Source organism: Micromonospora sp. DT231 (assembly GCF_049847025.1).
In the GTDB taxonomy this organism is placed as follows: domain Bacteria; phylum Actinomycetota; class Actinomycetes; order Mycobacteriales; family Micromonosporaceae; genus Micromonospora.
The window spans coordinates 142,782-160,597 of sequence record NZ_JBNCNO010000006.1 but is presented as its reverse complement, the minus strand read 5'-3'; the positions used below and the strand labels follow the sequence as shown (position 1 = coordinate 160,597).

Here is a 17,816-nt window from a genome sequence, read left to right as displayed (position 1 = left end):
CTGCTTCGAGGCACCGCAGACAACGGAGGACGCCGCGATGGCGGTCAGCAGCACCCCGGCCCGTTCCGAGGACCCGACGACCCGCCCGGCCCGGGCGCCCCGCCGGCCCCGGGGTGAGGGTCAGTGGGCGCTCGGCCACCGCGAGCCCCTCAACCCCAACGAGCGGATCAAGAAGGACGACGACCCGCTCAACGTTCGGGCCCGCATCGAGAACATCTACGCGCGCGGCGGTTTCGCCTCGATCGACCCGCAGGATCTGCGCGGCCGGTTCCGCTGGTGGGGCCTCTACACGCAGCGCAAGGCGGGCATCGACGGCGGACGCACCGCCGTGCTGGAGCCGCACGAGCTGGAAGACGAGTTCTTCATGCTGCGGGTCCGCATCGACGGCGGCCAGCTCAGCCTGGCGCAGTTGCGGGTGGTCGCGGACATCTCCCGGGAGTTCGCCCGGGACACCGCCGACATCACCGACCGGCAGAACATCCAATACCACTGGATCCGGGTCGAGGACATGCCGGAGATCTGGCGGCGACTGGAGTCGGTCGGCCTGCAGACCACCGAGGCGTGCGGCGACTGCCCCCGGATCGTGCTGGGCAGCCCGGTCGCCGGGGTGGCCCGCGACGAGCTGCTGGACCCGACCCCGGCGATCGACGAGATCGTCGCCCGGTACGTCGGCGACAAGCAGTTCTCCAACCTGCCCCGCAAGTTCAAGACGTCCATCTCCTGGCTCGTCGACACCCCGTACGAGTCGAACGACATCGCGTTCCTCGGTGTCGACCACCCCGAGCACGGCCCCGGCTTCGACGTCTGGGTCGGCGGTGGCCTGTCCACCAACCCGATGCTGGCCCAGCGGCTCGGCGTCTGGGTGCCGATGGCCGAGATCCCGGACGTGTGGGCCGGGGTGGTCGGCATCTTCCGCGACTACGGCTACCGCCGGCTGCGCAACCGGGCCCGGTTGAAGTTCCTGGTGGCCGACTGGGGAGTGGAACGCTTCCGCGAGGTCCTGGAGAAGGACTACCTCGGTCGCACCCTGCTCGACGGGCCGGCGCCGGTCCTGCCGGCCAAGCCGGTCGACCACGTGGGCGTGCACGAGCAGGCCGACGGGCGGCACTACGTGGGCGCCGCCCCGGTGGTCGGGCGGGTCTCCGGCGGGCAGCTCGCCCAGCTCGCCGACGTGGTCGAGGCGCACGGCAGCGACCGGGTGCGGCTCACCCCGTACCAGAAGCTGCTGGTGCTCGACGTGCCGTCGGAGCGGACGGAGTCGCTTGTCGACGCGCTGCGGGGCATCGGCCTGGAGGCCCGGCCGTCGGCCTGGCGACGCGGCACCATGGCGTGCACCGGCATCGAATACTGCAAGCTGGCCATCGTCGAGACGAAGGCCCGCGGCGAGGAGTTGGTGGCCCGGCTGGAGCAGCGGCTGCGTGACTTCGACGCGGACATCTCGATCCACATCAACGGCTGCCCCAACGCCTGCGCCCGCACGCAGGTGGCCGACATCGGGCTCAAGGGCCAACTGGTGGTCGGCCCGGACGGCCGGCAGGTCGAGGGTTTCCAGGTGCACCTGGGCGGCGGGCTGGGCATGGCCCAGGGGCAGACCGCCGGTTTCGGCCGCAAGCTACGCGGCCTGAAGACCACCGCCGAAGAGCTTCCGGAGTACGTGGAACGGCTGGCCCGTCGCTACCTGGCCGGTCGGAGCGAGGGCGAGACGTTCGCCAACTGGGTGATCAGAGTCGACGAGGAGGCACTGCGGTGAGCAGCGAGAACCGAGCGGCACCTCTGTACTGCCCGTACTGCGGCGAGGAGGACCTGCGTCCGCACGAGGCGGGGCACGGCGCCTGGGAGTGCCACGCCTGCACCCGGGTCTTCTCGGTGAAGTTCACCGGGCTGCTCTCGCGGGCGGTGACCCGATGAGTCTCGTCTCCGCCGCGAGCCTGCGCCTGGTCGGGCCCGGTGCCTCGACCTCGGCCGACCCGTCCGGACGCAGCCCCGACGAGCTGCGGACGCTTGCCGAGCAGGCGGCCCTGGATCTGGAGGGCGCTCCGGCGCTGGAGATCGCCCGCTGGGCGGCGCAGACCTTCGGTGAGCGGTTCTGCGTCACCAGCTCGATGGCCGACGCGGTGCTGGCGCACCTGGTGTCCCGGGTGGCGCCCGGGGTGGACGTGGTCTTCCTCGACACCGGCCTGCACTTCCCGGAGACGCTACGGGTCCGCGACGAGGTGGCCCGCACGCTCCCGGTGAACGTCCGGTCGATCCGGCCCCGGCTCACCGTCGGTCAGCAGGATGGCCAGTACGGGCCCCGGTTGTTCAACAAGTCGCCGGACGACTGCTGCCAGTTGCGCAAGGTGGAGCCGTTGGAGCGGGCGCTGTCCGGGTACGACGCCTGGGCCGCGGGCCTGCGCCGGGACGAGTCGCCGACCCGGGCCAACACGCCCGTGGTGACCTTCGACGCGCGGCGCGGCAAGGTGAAGGTCAACCCGATCGCGGCGTGGAAGCAGGCCGACGTGGACGCCTACATCGCCCGCTTCAACGTGCCGGTGAACGAGCTGTTCAAGCAGGGGTACGGGTCGATCGGCTGCTGGCCGTGCACCCGACGGACCAAGGCCGGCGAGGACGCGCGGGCCGGCCGGTGGGCCATGTTCGAGAAGACCGAGTGCGGACTGCACGTCTGACCTCGCCGGCGACCACCCCGACCGGCCCAGGTGCGGCCGGCGGGGCGGCCCCGGTGGTGCTTGTCGCACACGGCAGCCGGGATCCACGAGCGGCCGACGCCACCCGGGCACTCGCCCGGGCCGTGTCGGCGGCCCGGCCCGGCACACAGGTCTGGGCGAGTTGGCTGGACCACACCGAGCCGGGGCCGACCGAGGTGCTGCGCGGTCTGGCGGTGGCCGGTCACCGTCGGGCGGTGCTGGTGCCGCTGCTGCTGACCGCCGCGTACCACCATCGGGTGGACATCCCGGCGGCCGTCAGCGCCGCGGTGCGGGCCGAGTCACCACTGACGGTACGGGTGACCGACGTGCTGGGCCCGGCGGACGGCACTGTCGATCCGGGGCTGCTGGCCGGGCTGCGGCGACGGCTCGCCGAGGTGCGACCGGGCCGCTTCGACGCGCTGGTGCTGGCCGCGGCGGGCACCCGGGACGCGCGGGCCCGCCGATCGGTGGGTCAGGCCGCGGACGCGCTCGGCGCGGAGTTCGGGGTGCCCTGTCGGGTGGCGTACGCCTCGGCGGCTCCGCCGGCGGCAGGTGTGGCGGTCTCCCGGCTGCGGGCGGCCGGCGCACGGCGGGTCGCGGTGTCCGCGTACTTCCTGGCGCCGGGCCTGTTCCATGACGCGGTGACCGAGGCGGCTCGGGCGGCCGGCGCGGTGGCGGTGTCCGCCCCGTTGACCGACGCGCCGGAGCTGGTCGAGGTGGTGCTGCGCCGGGTCGATGACGAGTCGTCCGGCCACGTCGTGGCACCGGCCGGCTGAGGCGGGGGCAGAAAGCGGAACGCCCCGGTGGGTGGACCCACCGGGGCGTACAGCGGTGTCGTTGGGTTCAGGCGGAGTGAGCGCGCAGCACGCGGAGGCCGCCGCGCCGCTTGACGGCCCGCCGTTCCTCTTCGCTCATCCCGCCCCAGACGCCGGCGTCCTGACCCGACTCGAGCGCCCACTGCAGGCACTGGTCGGTCACGGAGCAGCGCCTGCAGACGGCCTTTGCCTGCTCGACCTGCAGCAGAGCCGGTCCAGACGTCCCGATCGGGAAGAACAGCTCCGGGTCCTCGTCGCGGCAGACACTATGGTGACGCCAGTCCATGGCGGCAACACTCCTCATTCTGGATGGGTGGCGAACAATTGCTTGGTCGTGCTTTTTCTATATGCATCCGCAGTGCCGATGGTGACGGTTAGCGTCCGTCCATTCGGCAGTGCGTGAGCAGGCGTTCAGCGCCGGGGACCTGCTGGAACAGCTCAACCTGTCGAGCATATCCAGGCAATGTCCCGGTAACTCAAGTTCGCTTGTGAATACTTTCACGAACAGTCGTGATGTCAAGGGTGACGCTCGGAAAAACTCCGGGCGGTGAGCAAGCCCACAGCCCCTTTGTCCGGTTTTCGAAGCTTTCCCGATTACCCGGTGTGCCACAGCCGAGGATCAATATAGTACAGTCCGCGTGACATTGCTGACATTTCCGGCACCTGCCCCTCGGTGTGGCGGTGACCACGTCGATCGGTTGCGGCCACCGTGTCGACCTAGGGCAGTACCCGAGACCTAGCAGATTACTCTCAGTGCGGCGGGAACGGAGGTGAATCTGACTTTCTCCCGCTCGCCGAGATAGTCGCCGTCCAGCTGGAAGGCCTGCGGACGGCTGGAGAGCAGGGTGAACTCCGCCGTGTCATGGAGTCGTAACACCTGTCGACCGCGCGGATCCGGTTGCCGAGCCAGGAACTGAGTCACTGTCCGTGTTGTGCTAGCCACTCGGAGCTGACGCAACGCCAGCACATCCAGCCCGAGATCGAACGACGCCGCCGGGTTCGGGTTGACCTCCCGGTCGCCCAGGTACGTCCACGGTGCCGTGTTCTGGATGATGACGGTGGCCAGCTCCTCCTCGGCCGGCTCGCCCGGACGCTCCAGCACGATCGCCGGATGCCGGCGGTCCGAGGCGAAGAAATACTGGTTCATGATCGAGCGCAGATAGAGCGTCGGCGTGGACACCCGGCCCTTGCGCCGGGCCTGCTCCACCCGGTGGATGACCGCGGCGTCCAGGCCGAACCCCGCGCAGAAGGTGAAGTAGCGGTCGTCCGCGCGGCCCAGCCCCACCGTCCGGCTCCGGCCCAGCCGCAGCCCTTCGAGGATCATGCTGGTCGCCTCCGGCCACTCCCGGGGCAGACCCAAGGCACGGGCGAACACGTTCGTCGAGCCACCCGGCACGGTCGCCAGCGCGGGCAACCGCTCGGCCATCGGCGCGTCGCCGGCGCGGGGTGGCGGGTCGGCCGTCATCAGGCCGTTCACCACCTCGTTGACGGTGCCGTCCCCACCCAGGGTGACGACCAGATCGACGCCCTCGGCCGCGGCCTCCCGAGCCAGCGCCATCGCGTGTCCGCGCCGCCGGGTGTAACGCACGCTGAGGTCGACTTCGCTGCGCAGCGCCCGGACAAGCACGTCCCGGCTGCGTTCGCTGGTGGTGGTGGCCTTTGGATTGACCACCAGGACGGCGTGCATGGGCGGCACTGTACCTCCCGGTAGCCCGGGTATCGTGGCGCGCGTGACCATCGACTCGGCCCCGTTCCCCGTCACGCTCCGCTGGGCGGTCCGGCTGCTGTGGGCGGAGGCGGCCGTCGTCGGGCTGATCGCGGCATGGCTGGTCTGGGCCGACCTCACGGCCACCACCACCGATCTGGCGTCGGCGTTGCTGGTGACCGCGTTCGCCATCGGGGCCGCGGTCGTGCTCTGGGCGCTGGGCCGGGCCCTGTCGCGCCGCAGGGCGGGCGCCCGCGCGCCCGCGATCGTGCTTCAGCTGATGCTGCTGCCGATCGGATGGTTCATGATCCAGGGCGGGTTGGGCTGGCTGGGCGTGCCGTTGATGGCGCTCGGCCTGGGCGTGGGCTGGCTGCTGGTCAGCCCTCCGACGACCCGGGCACTCGGCCTGCAGTGACCGACCCGGCGCGCGGAGCCGGTCAGTAGCCGCCGGAGCGGCGGGTGAGCAGCGCGATCGTGGCCCGACCGTCGGCGGCCGTGGCGGATGCCGACGTCGTCAACGCGGTGAGCACCTTCCAGGCGAAGGACGACTCGGCCGGCAGCGTGGCACCACGCACGGTCGGCACGGTCACCTCGACGGTCAGCGCGTCCTCGGTGACCGCGAAGCGGCACTCCAACTCGGCATCGCGGGTGGCGATGGCGAGCAACATGGCGCACGCCTCGTCGACCGCGATCCGCAGATCCTCGATCTCGTCGAGCGCGAACTGCAACCGGGCCGCGAGACCTGCGGTGGCGGTGCGGAGCACGCCAAGGTAACCGCCGTCGGCGGGCACCGTGAGGTGCACCACGTCGTCGTCGATCGCTGGCTGGCCAGTCAGTTGAGTCACGCCTCATCCCCCCGGTCGGGGACTCTACCCGGTCGGTCGTCCGCACGCGTGCCAGCGGGGGCGGCATGGCCGGCAAGCGTCCGCAACGCGTCACCACTGAGCCGATAGGGGACCCACTCGCTCATCTGCTCCGCGCCGATCGAGGCGTAGAACCCGGCGGCCGGGTTCCAGTCGATCATCCACCACTCCAGCCGCCGGTAGCCGCGTCGTACGCAGATCTCGGCCAGGGTGGCGAGCAGCAGCCGACCCGCCCCGGAGCCCCGGGCGGTCGGCCGGACGTAGAGGTCCTCCAGGTAGATGCCGTGCACGCCGGCCCAGGTGGAGAAGTTGAGGAACCACAGCGCGAAGCCGATCGGTTCGTCCCGCTCGTCGACCGCGACGTGACCGAAGAGCGCCGGTGCGGGCGACCGGCCACTCCGGCTCGGCGGGTCCGACGTCACGCCGGGATCCGGAGCCGTCGGGAACAGGGCCGAGATCAGCTGCTCGACGGTGAGGTGGCACTGGTCGGGGGCCCGTTCGTACTCCGCCAGCTCGTGCACCATGGCGACGACGGCCGGCACGTCCTCGGGACGTGCCGGCCGGATCGTCGGGATGACCGGAGAGGTCACGCCTTCTTGGTCTCCCAGAAGATCTTCGAGATCTCGTCGATCTTCGAGAGCAGCTTGTCGGCGGTGGCCGGGTCGAGGCTGCCCTTGACGCCACCGGCGCCGGCGAGCTTGGTGGCCTCGTTGAACAGGCTGTGCAGGTTCGGGTACTTCTCGAAGTGCGGCGGCTTGAAGTAGTCGGTCCAGAGCACCCAGAGGTGGTGCTTGACCAGCTCGGCGCGCTGCTCCTTGATGATGATGGCGCGGGTACGGAACTCCGGGTCGGTGTTCGCCTGGTACTTCTCGCAGATCATTTTGACCGATTCGGCCTCGATCCGAGCCTGAGCCGGGTCGTAGACACCACACGGCAGGTCGCAGTGTGCGCTCGCGGTTACGCGGGGCGCGAGGATGCGCGGAAATCGCATCAGGATCCTCCATGGGAAGTTTGCGATGATCAAAGGCGACATTACTCCTGGGGATGCTTTCCGAACGGACGGAGGTGAAACCCGTGGGCGCCGATCACCCGCCTGAGGTGTCGCCGTTGCGCGGACCGTTGACCGCTGTCCTGGTGGTCGGCCCGTCCATGGCGCCGACGTTGCGGCACGGCGATTCGGTGCTGGTCCGCCCCGGCGGCCGCCGGATCCGGCCCGGAGACGTGGTGGTCGCGGTCTTCCGGACCCGTCCCGACCTGCTGGTGGTGAAGCGGGCGGTCCGGCAGCAGGACGGAGGCTGGTGGCTGCGCGGCGACAACGAGCTGGTCACCGACGACTCCCGGGCGTACGGGGTCGCCGACGTACGGGGACGGGTGGTGATCCGCTACTGGCCGCGCCCCGGTCGGGTACGTCGTCACCGGTTATGACCCCGCTCACATCAGGGTGGGGGTGTCGACACTATGCTCGGAAGTGCTCGGGTGACCCCCCGTACCGCGTGCCACCGCTCGCCGCCCACCTCGCGGCCAGGCCCGGCCGCCTCACATCTGCTCGACAGATCCTGGAGTCACCACCATGTCTTCGTCCACCGTGGACCCCGCCGATCCCGTCTTCCTGCTGCACCGGGGCGGCAAGATGGCCGTCACGTCGACAGTGCCGCTGACCAGCCGGGAGGACCTCTCCCTGGCGTACACCCCGGGGGTGGCCCGGGTGTGCGAGGCGATCGCGGCCGACCCCGCCCTGGTGGACGACTACACCTGGGTGTCGCACACCGTCGCGGTGGTCACCGACGGCTCGGCGGTGCTCGGGCTCGGCAACATCGGCCCACGTGCCGCGCTGCCGGTGATGGAGGGCAAGGCGGTGTTGTTCAAGCAGTTCGGCGGGGTGGACGCCGTGCCGGTCTGCCTGGACACGCAGGACGCCGACGAGATCGTCGCCGTGGTCCGGGCGCTGGCCCCCTCGTTCGGCGGGATCAACCTGGAGGACATCAGCGCCCCGCGCTGCTTCGAGATCGAGCGCCGGCTCGACGAGGCGCTGGACATCCCGGTCTTCCACGACGACCAGCACGGCACCGCGATCGTGGTGCTCGCCGCGCTGCGCAACGCCGCCACCCTGCTCGACCGCAAGCTCGGCGACCTGCGGGTCGCCGTGAGCGGTGCGGGCGCGGCCGGCGTGGCCGTGACGAAGATGCTGATCGCCGGGGGCGTCAACCCCGACCAGGTGGTGGTCTGCGACTCCAAGGGCATCATCGGCCGGCACCGCACCGAGCTGACCGGCACCAAGGCCGAGTTGGCGGCGACCACGAACGCCGACGGCCGCCACGGCGACATCACCGAGGCCCTGCGCGACGCGGACGTGCTGATCGGGGTCTCCGGCGGGCAGATCCCCGAAGCGGCGGTGGCGGGAATGGCACCCGGCGGCATCGTGTTCGCGCTGGCCAACCCGACCCCCGAGGTGCACCCCGAGGTCGCCGCCCGGCACGTCGCGGTGGTCGCCACCGGGCGCAGTGACTACCCCAACCAGATCAACAACGTGCTGGCCTTCCCCGGGGTGTTCCGCGGGGCGCTCGATGCCGGCGCGACCCGGATCACCGAGGCGATGAAGGTCGCCGCCGCGGACGCCATCGCCGGCGTGGTGGCCGAGTCGCTGACCGTCGACGCGATCGTCCCCTCGCCGCTCGACCCGCGCGTCGCGCCGGCCGTCGCCGAGGCGGTCGCCGAAGCCGCCCGCCGCGACGGCGTCGCCCGCCGCTAGCCCGCCTGTGCGCCGGCCCGGGCCGGGGCGTTCCGGCGCGGCACGTGCCGCACTCCTGTGTGCCGGCCGGGGCGTTCCGGCGCGGCACGTGCCGCACTCCTGTGTGCCGGCCCGGGCCGGGGCGTTCCGGCGCGGCATGTGCCGCACGCCTGTGTGCCGGCCGGGGCGCACGGGCGCGGCGTGCGTCGCGCGCCTTCTTAACGGCCGCTCAGCTTGTTACCGTGCCGATCATGCGTGCCGCCTTTGCCTCCCGCTTCAATGACGCCGATCCGCTCGCCGCCCTCACCGTCGGTGAGCGGCCCGAGCCGACGCCCCCGGCCGACGACTGGGTGACCGTGCGGTTGCGGGCCACCTCGCTCAACCACCACGACCTCTGGTCGCTGCGCGGTGTGGGGCTCACCGAGGCCCAGCTGCCGATGATCCTCGGCTGCGACGCGGTGGGGCTGGACCCGGAGGACCGCCCGGTGGTCGTGTACCCGGTGGTCGTCACTCCCGGTGACCCACGCGGGGTCTCCATCCTCTCCGAGCACTTCGCGGGCACCCTCGCCGAGCGGGTCGCCGTACCCCGATCGAACCTGATCCCGCTGCCGGACGGCATGGCGGCGACCGACGCGGCGTGCCTGCCCACGGCCTGGCTGACCGCGTGGCGGATGCTGACCACCAAGGGCCGCGTCGCGGACGCCGACAGCGTGCTGGTCCAGGGCGCGGGCGGCGGCGTCGCCACCGCGGCCGTCGCGCTCGCCGTCGCGATGGGCAAGCGGGTGTACGCGACGAGCCGCGACGCCGGCAAGCGGGACCGGATCTCGGCTCTCGGCGCCACCGCCGTGGAACCCGGTGCCCGGCTGCCGGAACGCGTCGACGTGGTGATCGAGACGGTGGGCGCGGCCACCTTCGACCACTCGCTGAAGTCGGCCGCCCCGATGGCCCGGATCGTGGTCTCCGGCGCGACCGCCGGGCACGAGCCGTCGGTCAACCTGCGTCGGGTCTTCGCGATGCAGTTGGAGATCCTGGGCACCTCGATGGGCACGCCGGGTGAGCTGTACGAACTGCTGGCGTTCTGCTCCGACAACGAGGTGCGCCCGGTGGTGGACAGCGTCGTCCCGTTCAGCCGGGTCGAGGACGCCTTCGCCCGCCTGCACTCCGGCGACGCCTTCGGCAAGGTCGTCATCGACCACACCGCCTGACGCGGCCTCCATGATCCGCGCAACAACGGGGAAACTGCTGCCTCGGGCCGCGCTGAGGCAGCACCATCCCTGATGTTGCGCGGATCTTCGCCCTGGTCGGCCGGCCCGCCCGCCCGCTCAGAGGTGGTCGTCGAAGGTGGCGATGTCGCCGCGGGTCGCGTCGGTGGGGATGCGCTTCTTGGCCGCCGCGTCGCCGTAGAGCGACCAGCGCAGGAACTCGACCGACGTGTCCGACACGACCCGCAGCGCGGCCTTGTCCTTGAGCATCGTCCGTCCGTGGTCGCCGTTCGGCAGGCTCAGCATCGCCTTGGGCCAGGGCACCTTGTCGTACGCGGCCTTGCCCGCCGCGTACTCGACCACCTCGTCCAGCTCACCGTGCACGAACAGTTGCGGGGCGGCCGCGCCGGCGAACGCGGTGCCCACGCCGAGCGCCGTGCCCGCGAACACCACGCCCGCGTCCAGCCGCTCGTCCCGGGCGATGGTGAACAGCCCGATGGTGGTCACCCCGCCCGCCGAGTGCCCGGCCGCGGCCACCCGCTCGGCGTCCAACCGGCCCCGCAACGGGTCGTCGGCCGTGGTGCCCAGCGCGAGCACCCGGTCCAACGCGTACGACACGTCGGCCGGCTGGTTGAGCACGTCGAGGACGTTGTTGTCCGCGCCCGCCGAGGTGTGCGGGAAGGCCGGCGCGGCGACCACGAATCCCGCCGCCGCCCACCGGGTCAGCAGCGTGGCGTAGTCGTCCGGCCGACCGCCCAGGCCGTGACTGAACATCACCACCGGAAACCGGCCCTCGGCCGCCGCCGCCGACCGCCTGGCCGCGCCGCCGGACTGCCCGGCCGCCGGGTACCAGAGCGTCGTCGGCAGCGCACGGCCGTTCCGGTTCAGCTTCAGTTGGCGTACGCCGACCGCGAAGGTGTGCTGCGGGGCCCTGCCGGCGGGGACCTGCGGTGTCGGCGTGGCGGCGGCCTTCGGCTCGACGGGTGCCGGCGCGTGCTGGCTCGGGCGGGTCTGCGTGGAGCAGCCGACCAGACCGGCCATGAGCACGGCGCTGGCCAGCAGTGCGGGAGTGACGCGACGCGACATGTTTCCGATTGTGCCCCGACCGGCAGGGGTGCTCGGCGGGCATTGACGCGTTGTGTCCTTCCGGTCATTGGGTGTGCTGCCGGCTCAGGCCGCGGCACGGTCGGCGAGCGGGCGGCGTCGGCGTGCGATGTCCGTGAGTGCGCGCACCGGGAAGGCGGCATTTGGGTTGTACCGGTTCGTGCCGGGCGGCACGATTTCGTCGATCCGGTCGAGGGTCGCGTCGTCCAGGGTGAGCGTGGCGCCCTTGAGCAGATCGTCCAGTTGCGGCCTGGTGCGCGGTCCGATGATCGCCGAGGTGACGGCCGGATGGGCCACGGTGAAGGCGATGGCGAGTTGCGGAAGCGTGCAGCCGATGCTCGCCGCGAGGTCGACGAGCTGTTCGACGGCGTCGAGCTTGGCGGCGTTCTCGGCGATGGTGGGATCGAACTGTGCCGGCCGCAGGGCGGCTCGCCCGGTCGACAGGTCGACGGGCTGGTCCCTGCGGTACTTCCCGCTGAGGAAGCCGAACGCCAGCGGGCTCCAGACCAGCACCCCCATGCCGTAGCGCTGGCAGACCGGCAGGGTCGAGGCCTCGACGCCGCGGGCCAGGATCGAGTACGGCGGCTGCTCGGTGCGCAGGCGGCCGAGGCCGCGACGTTCGGAGACCTGGTGCGCCTCGACGATCTCCTCGGCGGGGAACGTCGAGCAGCCGAACGCGCGGATCTTGCCCTCGCGGACGAGGTCGGTGAGCACCGAGAGCGTCTCCTCGATGTCGGTCGAGGGGTCGGGACGGTGGATCTGGTAGAGGTCGATCCAGTCGGTGTCCAACCGCCGGAGGCTCCCCTCGACCGCCTTGAGGATCCACCGCCGCGAGTTGCCACCCTGGTTGGGGCCCTCGCCCATCGGGAAGTGCGCCTTGGTGGCGAGCACGACGTCGTCGCGGCGCCCGCGCAGCGCCTTGCCCACGATCTGTTCGGACTCGCCCCGGCCGTACATGTCGGCGGTGTCGATGACGTTGATGCCCTGGTCGAGGGCGGTGTGGACGATGCGGGCGCAGTCGTCGTGGTCGGGGTTGCCGACGGCACCGAACATCATGGTCCCGAGGCAGTGGGTGCTGACCTCGATGCCGGTGCCGCCGAGGGTGCGATAGCGCATGCCGATGCTCTCCCAGGTGGTTGATTGGTGATCACCTGGCACGGTAGGAGCTTGAGTCGGCTCTAGGTCAACCCCCGTTACCCTGCTCGGCATGGGTGAGGTCACCGCGGGTCTGAGCATCGGACAGGTCGCCGAGCGCACCGGCTTGAGCGTGCACGCGCTCCGCTTCTACGAGCAGCAGGGCGTCTTCGTCAGCCCCGTACGCCGGGGGTCCACCGGACGTCGCGTCTACAGCCAGGACGACGTGGACTGGCTGACCGTCTGCATCATCCTCCGCGCCTCCGGCATGCCGCTGCCGGCGCTTCGTCGCTACACCGAACTCGTCCGCGAAGGCGCGGGCAACGAGGAGGAACGGCTCGCGCTCATGCGTGAGCACCACGTGCGCGTCACGGACCAGATCGGCCGGCTCACCCAGAGCCTGGACCTGATCACCTTCAAGGTCGGGGTGTACGAGGATCTGCTCGACGAGGCCAGACCCGCAGTCGAGCCAGGTCGTCCGCGTCCTTCGGACGGCGGGGTCGCTCCGGCATCCACACCGGGTACATCTGCTTGAACTCGATCTGGGCCGGCACCGAGATCGTCGGAACGACGAGCGGGCCGATCCGGCCGGGCGGTGCGTCGAGTATCCCGGCCGGCAGTGGCGTGCCGGCCCAGGGCCCGGCACCCACCGTCGGTCGACCGCTGTCGTCCCGACCCAGGTACGCGAAGCTCACCTCCACCTCGGCGGCGAACAGGTCGAGCTGGTTCCACACCGGCATCCGGGGGTCGGGCTGCCAGCCCCGGGCCAGCAGCAGGGCGGCCAGCCGGTCCGCGTCCGCACGCCAGCAGTACCAGTCGACGTCGACGTGGGAACGGGACACCTCGCCGAGCTGGAAGTCCATCGCCCAGCCGCCCCGCAACCACACCGGAACAGCGGCCGACGCGGCCACCTCGACCACCTCGGCGATGCTCGCCAACTGGCGGCGCGCGAGGTCGTCCACCAGGGCACCCTACCGGGGCGGTGCGTCGCGACCGGCTTCGCTAGGGTCACCGGCATGCCTGAGAACTACACCGACCCCAGTGGCAACACCGAGGCGTTCCGCGCGTTCAACCAGACCCCGGAGGCCGCCGCGCCGGCGGAGTCGCCGTCCCGCCTGCCGCTGATCATCGGCGCGGCGGTCGTGGTGGTCGTGCTCGTCGCCCTCGTCGTCTGGCTCGCGAGCTGAGCGTGCCGGACCGGGCCGACGCGCCCAGCTCGCAGACGGCGGACGACGACCCGTCTGCGTCCCTACTGACCAGGCTCCGGAGCATCCGCCGCGGTCCGGCCGTCGTGGGTGCCCTGCTCCTGCTCACCAGCCTCGCGTACGCGACAAGCATCGCCGGTTACAAGTGGCACCTGCACACCAAGGCTGAGCGGTTACGAGCCGAGGGCGTGCCGGTTCTGGCTGACGTGGGCGACCGCCGGGACACCGTCGGACGTGGCGGCGGCACCGACACCATCCAGGTCGGATACGACTACGAGGGTGTCCGGTATTCCGAGCGGATCCTCTGCGGCTCGGCCGGCGGCTGCACCGAGGAATCGCCGACGGTGCTGCGGGTGTGGGTCGATCCTGTGCACCCCGAGGAGTTCCTCGCCGAGAACGGCAACACCGATGATTCGGTGTTCGTCCTCAACGCCTGGGGCGGCGTCCCCTTCGGTCTGGCCTTCGCCGTGATCGGTGGAATTACGGTCTGGGCGGCCACCCTGCCGGGCCGGGCTTCCGGCCCGACGCGGGCCGGACGTGGCCCCGGCCGGGACCGGGTCCGCCGTACCGTGAGTGCCCGGCGTCGGCGCAACACCCGTCGCTGATCCGCCGTCTCGGACCGGTCGTCACTGGCGGGCGACCACGTCCCGGGTCTGCCGGGCGATCTCCCGTTCCTCGTCGGTCCGGATGACACACACGCTCACCTCGGCGTCGTCGGGTGAGATCACCCGGTCGCCCGTGCCGTCGTTGCGGGCGTCGTCGACGGCGATGCCGAGCCGCTCCAGGCCGGCCAGGGCGGCCGCCCGGACGGGCGCGGCGTGCTCGCCCACCCCGGCGGTGAAGGCGATCGCGTCGACGCGGCCGAGCAGCGCGTAGTACGCCCCGACGTACTCGGTGATCCGCCGGCAGTAGACGTCGAAGGCCAGCTCCGCCGCCCGGTCCCCGGTCGCCCGGCGCGCGAGCACCTCGCGCATGTCGTTGACGCCGGTCAACCCGAGCAGGCCGCTGCGGTGGTTGAGCAGGTCGTCGATCTCGTCCACCGACAGCCCGGCCTCCCGGCGCAGGTGGAAGATCACGGTGGGGTCCAGGTCGCCGCTGCGGGTGCCCATCACCAGCCCCTGCAACGGGGACATGCCCATCGAGGTGGCGACGCTGCGACCGTTGGCCACCGCACAGACGCTGGCCCCGTTGCCCAGGTGCAGGGTGATCGTGTTGACCTGGTCGTACGGGCGGCCGAGCAGTTCGGCGGTGCGCCGGGACACGTACGCGTGTGAGGTGCCGTGGAAGCCGTACCTGCGGATGTCGTAGCGCTCGGCGATGTCCCGGTCGATCGCGTACGTCGCGCCGGCCTCCGGCAGGGTGTGGTGGAACGCGGTGTCGAAGACGGCGACCTGCGGGACGTCCGGCAGCGCGGCGCGGGCCACCTCGATGCCGGCCAGGTTGGCCGGGTTGTGCAGCGGAGCGAGCGGCACCAGGTCCTTGATCGCGGCCAGGACCGCGTCGTCGACGAGCACCGGCGCGCTGAACGTCCGGCCTCCGTGCACCACCCGGTGCCCGACCGCGGCGAGCCCGCTCAGGTCGAGTCCGTCCAGGATCTGCCGGACCGCGCCGGCGTGGTCCGGCGGACCACCACCGGGCTCACCGATCCGCTCGACGGTGCCGTGGTCGAGCGCCTGGTCCCCGTCGTACCGGCGCCACTTCACCGACGACGACCCGCAGTTGAGCACGAGCACCCGACTCACGATGCCTCCTCGGTGGCCGCCTGGATGGCGGTGATCGCCACCGTGTTGACGATGTCCGGCACGGTCGCGCCGCGGGACAGGTCGTTCACCGGCCGGCGCAGGCCCTGCATGACCGGGCCGACGGCGACCGCCCCGGCGGAGCGCTGCACCGCCTTGTACGTGTTGTTGCCCGTGTTCAGGTCCGGGAAGATGAAGACGGTGGCCTGGCCGGCGACCGGGCTGCCCGGCAGCTTCGTCGCCGCCACCGCGGGGTCGATCGCCGCGTCGTACTGGATGGGCCCCTCGACCAGCAGGTCGGGCCGGCGCTCCCGGACCAGGGCGGTGGCCGTGGCGACCTTCTCCACGTCCTCGCCCGCGCCGGAGCTGCCGGTGGAGTACGACAGCATCGCCACCCGGGGTTCGATGCCGAACCGGGCGGCGGTGTCGGCCGACGAGATCGCGATGTCGGCGAGTTGCGCGGCGTCCGGGTCGCGGTTGACCGCGCAGTCGCCGTAGACCAGCACCCGGTCGGCGAGCAGCATGAAGAAGACGCTGGAGGCCACCGAGACCTCCGGCACGGTACGGATGATCTCGAACGCCGGTCGGATGGTCGCGGCGGTGGTGTGCGTGGCGCCGGAGATCATGCCGTCGGCCCGTCCGGTCGCCACCATGAGCGTGCCGAAGTAGTTGGGTTGGGCCACGATGTCGTGCGCCAGCTCGGCGGTGACGCCCCGGTGGGCGCGCAGCCGGGCGTACTCGTCCGCGAAGTCGTCCCGCCACCCACTTGTGACCGGGTCGACGACGTTCGCGTCGCCGAGGTCGATGCCCAGTTCGCGGGTCCGCCGGGTGATGTCGTCCGGCCGGCCCAGCAGCGTCAGCTCGGCCACCCCGCGGCGCAGCAGGATCTCCGCCGCGCGCAGGATCCGTTCCTCGGTGCCCTCCGGCAGCACCAGGTGCCGGGGCTGCGAACGGGCCCGGTCGATCAGCTCGTTCTCGAACATCAGCGGGGTGACCCGGGTCGACCGGCTGACCCGCAGCCGGCGAGCCAGGTCGTCCGTGTCCACGCAGCGCTCGAACGCGCCCAGCGCGGCCTCCACCTTGCGCGGGTTGGCCGTGCTGGGCCGGCCCTCGATCCGGCTGGACGCGGCCACCGTGTCGTAGCTGTCACTGGGCACCGACAGCACCGCCAACCCGGTGTTCAGCCCCTCCACCAACCGCATGACCCGGGGGTCCGGCTGTTCGCCGAGCGTCAGCACCAGCCCGGCCACCGACGCCTGACCGGCGACGTGCGCGGCGCTCGCGGCCACGAGCAGGTCGGCCCGGTCCCCGGGGGTGATCACCAGGGCGCCTTCGGTGAGGTGGTCCAGCAGCGTCGGCACGTGCGCCGCGCCGACCACGAAGTCCAGTACGTCGCGACTGAGCGCGGCGTCGTCCCCGGCCAGCAGGGTGGCGCCGAGCGCCGCCGCCACCTCGGCCACCGTCGGCGCCGAGACGCTCGGAACCTCCGGAATGGTGTACGCGGGGACCGGCAGATCGGGCAGCGTCATCGGCTCGGACACCCGGTTGGCGATCACCGCGAGCACCGTCGCGCCCAGGTCGGCCAGATCGTGGTACGCCCCGCGCACCGCCGACGCGACGGCCGCCGGCTCCTGCCCGAAGCCGTCCACCACCGGCACCACCACGCTGCCGAACTCGGTGGCCAGCCTCGCGTTGAAGGCCAACTCCCGAGGATGGGCCGGATCGCCCGGGTCGTCGAAGTCGCTACCCACCACGACCACGGCCGGGCACTGCCGTTCCACCGCCCGGTACCGCTCGACGACCGTGGAGATCAGTTGCTCACGCCGGCCGTCGGCGACAAGCGCCGCCGCCTGGGCGTACGTCGCCCCGGCCAGCTCCGACAGTGGCAGTTCGACCCGGTAGCGCTCGCTGAGCAGGGCGAGGATCGGGTCGGGACCGGTGTCGGCGACCAGCGGCCGGAACACGCCGATCCGCCCGACCTGACGGGACAGCAACTCCGCCAGCCCGAGGGCGATCGTCGACTTGCCTCCGCCGGACCCCACGCTAGTCAGATACACACTGCGAGCCACAGCCCCACCCTAAAAGATCGCGAACCCCCGACCGGTCCCCTCCCACCCCGACCACCCCTGCACCCCACCCCCGCGGCCCCGCCCCGGCCCCGCCGCCCCGGCCCCGCCGCCCCGGCCCCGCCCCTGCCGCCCCGCCCCGCCGCCCCGTTGATCATGGAGTTATCGCGCGACACGCCGACGACACGCGCGCATAACCTCATGATCAACGAGGTGGGGGTGGGCGGTGGGCGGTGGGGGTGCGGTGGGGGTTCGTTAGGCGTCTTCGTCGTCGGGGTCGTCCAGGCGGGCCAGGTAGGTGGCCAGGCGTTCGATGGGGGTTTCGAAGTCGGGGTTGAGGTCGACGAAGTCGCGCAGGCGTTCGCCCAGCCACTCCAGGGTCACCTGCTCGTCGCCCCGGCGTTCGACCAGCTCCTCGATGCCACGGTCGGTGAAGTACATGGGTACGTCCTCGTGCTCGGCCCGGCTCGGGCCGGGCGGGTGATGGGTGGGTGGATGGTCGACCGGCCGGCGGGGCCTACGAGAGCCGGGGCAGGGCCGTGGTGAAACGGCCCTGCCCCGGCTTCCGTGC

The 17,816-nt window shown here is 71.8% G+C and carries 22 protein-coding genes; 11 read left to right on the top strand and 11 right to left on the bottom strand.

What is annotated here, in order from left to right:
- The first annotated feature begins 37 nt into the window (after positions 1 to 37).
- The 4 genes from ACPXBU_RS17655 to ACPXBU_RS17640 are packed head-to-tail and all read left to right on the top strand — an operon-like array spanning position 38 to position 3,460.
- Complete coding sequence (locus ACPXBU_RS17655; protein ID WP_393371948.1) at positions 38 to 1,750, top strand: nitrite/sulfite reductase; 1,713 nt, start codon at positions 38 to 40, stop codon at positions 1,748 to 1,750.
- Positions 1,747 to 1,908, top strand: a complete 162-nt coding sequence (locus ACPXBU_RS17650) for a hypothetical protein (RefSeq protein ID WP_167393614.1) — start codon at positions 1,747 to 1,749, stop codon at positions 1,906 to 1,908. The genes ACPXBU_RS17655 and ACPXBU_RS17650 overlap by 4 nt, the downstream gene beginning before the upstream one ends.
- Positions 1,905 to 2,666: a phosphoadenylyl-sulfate reductase gene (locus ACPXBU_RS17645; RefSeq protein ID WP_425758859.1), complete on the top strand. Its 762-nt coding sequence runs from the start codon at positions 1,905 to 1,907 to the stop codon at positions 2,664 to 2,666. Before ACPXBU_RS17650 ends, ACPXBU_RS17645 begins: the two co-directional genes overlap by 4 nt.
- Positions 2,648 to 3,460 (top strand): sirohydrochlorin chelatase, encoded by an 813-nt coding sequence (locus ACPXBU_RS17640; protein ID WP_425758858.1) that lies wholly within the window; start codon positions 2,648 to 2,650, stop codon positions 3,458 to 3,460. The genes ACPXBU_RS17645 and ACPXBU_RS17640 overlap by 19 nt, the downstream gene beginning before the upstream one ends.
- Before the next feature lie 67 nt (positions 3,461 to 3,527).
- Here ACPXBU_RS17640 and ACPXBU_RS17635 read toward each other — a convergent pair whose 3' ends face one another.
- Together ACPXBU_RS17635 and ACPXBU_RS17630 are read right to left on the bottom strand one after the other, a co-directional pair.
- On the bottom strand, positions 3,528 to 3,785 hold the full coding sequence (locus ACPXBU_RS17635) for a WhiB family transcriptional regulator (protein ID WP_088950012.1): 258 nt from the start codon (positions 3,783 to 3,785) through the stop codon (positions 3,528 to 3,530).
- 450 nt (positions 3,786 to 4,235) lie between these two features.
- Entirely contained in the window at positions 4,236 to 5,186 is a 951-nt protein-coding gene (locus ACPXBU_RS17630; RefSeq protein WP_393371942.1) for a diacylglycerol/lipid kinase family protein, read from the bottom strand.
- Between ACPXBU_RS17630 and ACPXBU_RS17625 the strand changes: the two genes are divergently transcribed.
- Positions 5,185 to 5,619, top strand: coding sequence for a hypothetical protein (locus ACPXBU_RS17625; protein WP_393371939.1), 435 nt, complete (start codon positions 5,185 to 5,187; stop codon positions 5,617 to 5,619). The genes ACPXBU_RS17630 and ACPXBU_RS17625 overlap by 2 nt on opposite strands.
- 22 nt (positions 5,620 to 5,641) lie before the next feature.
- Here the strand turns inward: ACPXBU_RS17625 and ACPXBU_RS17620 are convergent, their stop codons facing one another.
- Genes ACPXBU_RS17620 through sodN form a run of 3 tightly spaced genes read right to left on the bottom strand, consistent with a single transcriptional unit; the run spans position 5,642 to position 7,058 of the window.
- Positions 5,642 to 6,049 carry an ATP-binding protein gene (locus ACPXBU_RS17620; protein WP_393371936.1) on the bottom strand — a complete coding sequence of 136 codons (408 nt, stop codon included), beginning with the start codon at positions 6,047 to 6,049 and terminating at the stop codon, positions 5,642 to 5,644.
- On the bottom strand, positions 6,046 to 6,657 hold the full coding sequence (locus tag ACPXBU_RS17615; protein WP_425758857.1) for a GNAT family N-acetyltransferase: 612 nt from the start codon (positions 6,655 to 6,657) through the stop codon (positions 6,046 to 6,048). The genes ACPXBU_RS17620 and ACPXBU_RS17615 overlap by 4 nt, the downstream gene beginning before the upstream one ends.
- Positions 6,654 to 7,058, bottom strand: coding sequence for a superoxide dismutase, Ni (gene sodN, locus ACPXBU_RS17610; RefSeq protein WP_357377472.1), 405 nt, complete (start codon positions 7,056 to 7,058; stop codon positions 6,654 to 6,656). Before sodN ends, ACPXBU_RS17615 begins: the two co-directional genes overlap by 4 nt.
- An 83-nt stretch (positions 7,059 to 7,141) precedes the next feature.
- On the opposite strand from sodN, the gene ACPXBU_RS17605 reads away from it, so the two are divergent.
- The 3 genes from ACPXBU_RS17605 to ACPXBU_RS17595 all read left to right on the top strand — a co-directional run bounded on the left by ACPXBU_RS17605 (position 7,142) and on the right by ACPXBU_RS17595 (position 10,000).
- Complete coding sequence (locus ACPXBU_RS17605) at positions 7,142 to 7,492, top strand: S24 family peptidase (RefSeq protein ID WP_425758856.1); 351 nt, start codon at positions 7,142 to 7,144, stop codon at positions 7,490 to 7,492.
- Positions 7,493 to 7,637: 145 nt separating this feature from the next.
- The gene (locus ACPXBU_RS17600; protein WP_425758855.1) at positions 7,638 to 8,816 is read left to right on the top strand and encodes an NAD(P)-dependent malic enzyme; all 1,179 of its coding nucleotides are present in this window, start codon (positions 7,638 to 7,640) and stop codon (positions 8,814 to 8,816) included.
- Between the two features lie 221 nt (positions 8,817 to 9,037).
- Positions 9,038 to 10,000: a zinc-binding dehydrogenase gene (locus tag ACPXBU_RS17595; RefSeq protein ID WP_425758854.1), complete on the top strand. Its 963-nt coding sequence runs from the start codon at positions 9,038 to 9,040 to the stop codon at positions 9,998 to 10,000.
- 117 nt (positions 10,001 to 10,117) lie between these two features.
- Here the strand turns inward: ACPXBU_RS17595 and ACPXBU_RS17590 are convergent, their stop codons facing one another.
- Entirely contained in the window at positions 10,118 to 11,083 is a 966-nt protein-coding gene (locus tag ACPXBU_RS17590) for an alpha/beta hydrolase family protein (RefSeq protein WP_425758853.1), read from the bottom strand.
- Positions 11,084 to 11,167: 84 nt separating this feature from the next.
- On the bottom strand, positions 11,168 to 12,217 hold the full coding sequence (locus ACPXBU_RS17585) for an aldo/keto reductase (RefSeq protein ID WP_393372427.1): 1,050 nt from the start codon (positions 12,215 to 12,217) through the stop codon (positions 11,168 to 11,170).
- A gap of 91 nt (positions 12,218 to 12,308) precedes the next feature.
- Between ACPXBU_RS17585 and ACPXBU_RS17580 the strand changes: the two genes are divergently transcribed.
- Positions 12,309 to 12,770 carry a MerR family transcriptional regulator gene (locus tag ACPXBU_RS17580; RefSeq protein ID WP_393371920.1) on the top strand — a complete coding sequence of 154 codons (462 nt, stop codon included), beginning with the start codon at positions 12,309 to 12,311 and terminating at the stop codon, positions 12,768 to 12,770.
- Here ACPXBU_RS17580 and ACPXBU_RS17575 read toward each other — a convergent pair.
- Entirely contained in the window at positions 12,652 to 13,197 is a 546-nt protein-coding gene (locus ACPXBU_RS17575) for a nucleotidyltransferase domain-containing protein (protein ID WP_425758852.1), read from the bottom strand. The two genes, ACPXBU_RS17580 and ACPXBU_RS17575, sit on opposite strands and share 119 nt — an antisense overlap.
- A gap of 54 nt (positions 13,198 to 13,251) precedes the next feature.
- Between ACPXBU_RS17575 and ACPXBU_RS17570 the strand changes: the two genes are divergently transcribed.
- Positions 13,252 to 13,422, top strand: a complete 171-nt coding sequence (locus ACPXBU_RS17570; protein ID WP_393371915.1) for a hypothetical protein — start codon at positions 13,252 to 13,254, stop codon at positions 13,420 to 13,422.
- Between the two features lie 104 nt (positions 13,423 to 13,526).
- Positions 13,527 to 14,045, top strand: coding sequence for a hypothetical protein (locus tag ACPXBU_RS17565; protein WP_425758851.1), 519 nt, complete (start codon positions 13,527 to 13,529; stop codon positions 14,043 to 14,045).
- A 21-nt stretch (positions 14,046 to 14,066) separates the two neighbouring features.
- Here ACPXBU_RS17565 and ACPXBU_RS17560 read toward each other — a convergent pair whose 3' ends face one another.
- From ACPXBU_RS17560 to ACPXBU_RS17550, 3 genes are all read right to left on the bottom strand, one after another.
- Positions 14,067 to 15,182: an acetate/propionate family kinase gene (locus ACPXBU_RS17560; RefSeq protein ID WP_425758850.1), complete on the bottom strand. Its 1,116-nt coding sequence runs from the start codon at positions 15,180 to 15,182 to the stop codon at positions 14,067 to 14,069.
- Complete coding sequence (pta, locus tag ACPXBU_RS17555) at positions 15,179 to 17,248, bottom strand: phosphate acetyltransferase (protein WP_425758849.1); 2,070 nt, start codon at positions 17,246 to 17,248, stop codon at positions 15,179 to 15,181. The genes ACPXBU_RS17560 and pta overlap by 4 nt, the downstream gene beginning before the upstream one ends.
- A gap of 252 nt (positions 17,249 to 17,500) precedes the next feature.
- Positions 17,501 to 17,686, bottom strand: coding sequence for a DUF6104 family protein (locus tag ACPXBU_RS17550; protein ID WP_007464679.1), 186 nt, complete (start codon positions 17,684 to 17,686; stop codon positions 17,501 to 17,503).
- Between the last annotated feature and the right edge of the window lie 130 nt (positions 17,687 to 17,816).